The sequence below is a fragment of the Shewanella sp. Sh95 genome, from assembly GCF_001308045.1.
Classification (GTDB): domain Bacteria; phylum Pseudomonadota; class Gammaproteobacteria; order Enterobacterales; family Shewanellaceae; genus Shewanella; species Shewanella xiamenensis.
This window is the reverse complement of sequence record NZ_LGYY01000118.1, coordinates 1-1,692: the sequence shown is the minus strand read 5'-3', so window position 1 is coordinate 1,692 and position 1,692 is coordinate 1. Positions and strand designations below refer to the sequence as shown.

Annotated in this window: 1 protein-coding gene; it reads left to right on the top strand. The window is 39.9% G+C overall.

The genetic code is table 11. From position 1 onward, the window contains the following. The first annotated feature begins 86 nt into the window (after window positions 1-86). Entirely contained in the window at window positions 87-1,571 is a 1,485-nt protein-coding gene (locus tag AEA42_RS08975) for a hypothetical protein (RefSeq protein ID WP_197278431.1), read from the top strand. Window positions 1,572-1,692 lie beyond the last annotated feature (121 nt).

The window sequence follows — 1,692 nt, the reverse complement described above, 5'->3', positions numbered from 1 at the left end:
GGAGGTACTCAGGCGGCCTGATTATCAAATCACGGAGAAAGAATTGCTGGCGGCCTGGGTATTATTCGCCAATCAGTTGCTCAAATATGGCTATGCTATGGCTGATTTATGAGGGGATCCTTCAGCACTTAATAGATTGGGCTTGGGGTGGCTTTGATAAGAGTTACATATCTGATGATTCAATCGAGTTAGTTGCTACTGCACTTTGTTGGTTTTTAACTTCAAGCAATCGAAAGTTGAGGGATTGTTCAACAAAAGCATTAGTTAACTTGCTAGAAAATAGAATTCCAGTATTGATTAGGGTAATCGATAAATTTGATGGCGTAGATGATCTTTATGTTTGGGAAAGAGTGTTAGCTGTTACCTTAGGTTGTGTATTGCGAACAGAGGATCATCATGAGCTAGGCCCTGTAGCTGAAATAGTTTATACAAAGGTTTTTGATACAGAGGATGTATATCCACATTTCCTCTTAAGAGACTACGCAAGAGAGATTATAGAGTATGTTTCACACCTTGGTTTGATAACAGAAAATATTGAAGTTTCCAAAACTAAGCCCCCATACAAAAGTGAATGGCCTGATGACATACCAACTAAAGATGAGCTGAAAGGTCTTTATGATGAGAAAGACTACTGGGACTTGTGGAGTTCAGTTATGGGGGGCGGTGATTTCTCTAGGTACACCATTGGCACTAACTCTAACCATTCAGATTGGTCTGGGTATAGGTTAGGCCAAATCCCTGTAAATAGAGAAGAAATCTTTAATGATTTTAAGAGCCGCTTATCTGAAGAGCAACTTCAATTATTTGATTCAATAGATCCTTTTATTTATGAGAATGCTTCAAATGATTTAGATATAGATGAATACTTTACTTTCAGAATCCCTACAGCTAGGAAGACAGATGAAGTACTATCGGCAAATATATTGGCTTTTAAAGAAGCTTTATCTGCGGAATTGCTAGCTCTTTATGAAGGTGATATTGAGCCCTACTTTGATCACAATAATAACTTATTAGATACAGACGCTCATTTTGACCTTAGGTTGGCTGAACGCCTTATTTTTAATCGCGTAATTGAGTTAGGCTGGTCTCCAGATTTGCATGGAGATTTTGATAGAGGCATTGGAACAGGTAGAGGGCGGCACGAGCCATACCAAGAACGAATAGGGAAAAAGTATCAATGGATCGCATTTCATGAATTCATGGCAAGGCTTTCTGATAATTACATTCGCTATGAGGGATACGGCGATGAACGAGAAGAGTATCCTTATTTAGGCCCTTGGGAGCCCTATGAAAGGGATATAGATCCAACAATTCTACTTAAAAATACAGCAGACAAATCCATACCTATTGAAGATCAGTGGTGGATTAGTAAAGAAGCTTTTGAGTGGAATTGTACTTTTGAAGATTGGGTAAAAGATACTTCTACGTTGGATAACCCGCAGGGGTTGATTGAAGTAAAAGATAATAAAGGAGGTGATTGGCTTGTTCTGGAAAGTTACCCGTCTTGGAAAGAGCCTAAAGAAGTAGGTAAGGAAGACTGGGGACATCCACGGAAAGAGGTTTGGTGCTGAAGGATCCCCTCATAAATCAGCCATAGCATAGCCATATTTGAGCAACTGATTGGCGAATAATACCCAGGCCGCCAGCAATTCTTTCTCCGTGATTTGATAATCAGGCCGCCTGAGTACCTCC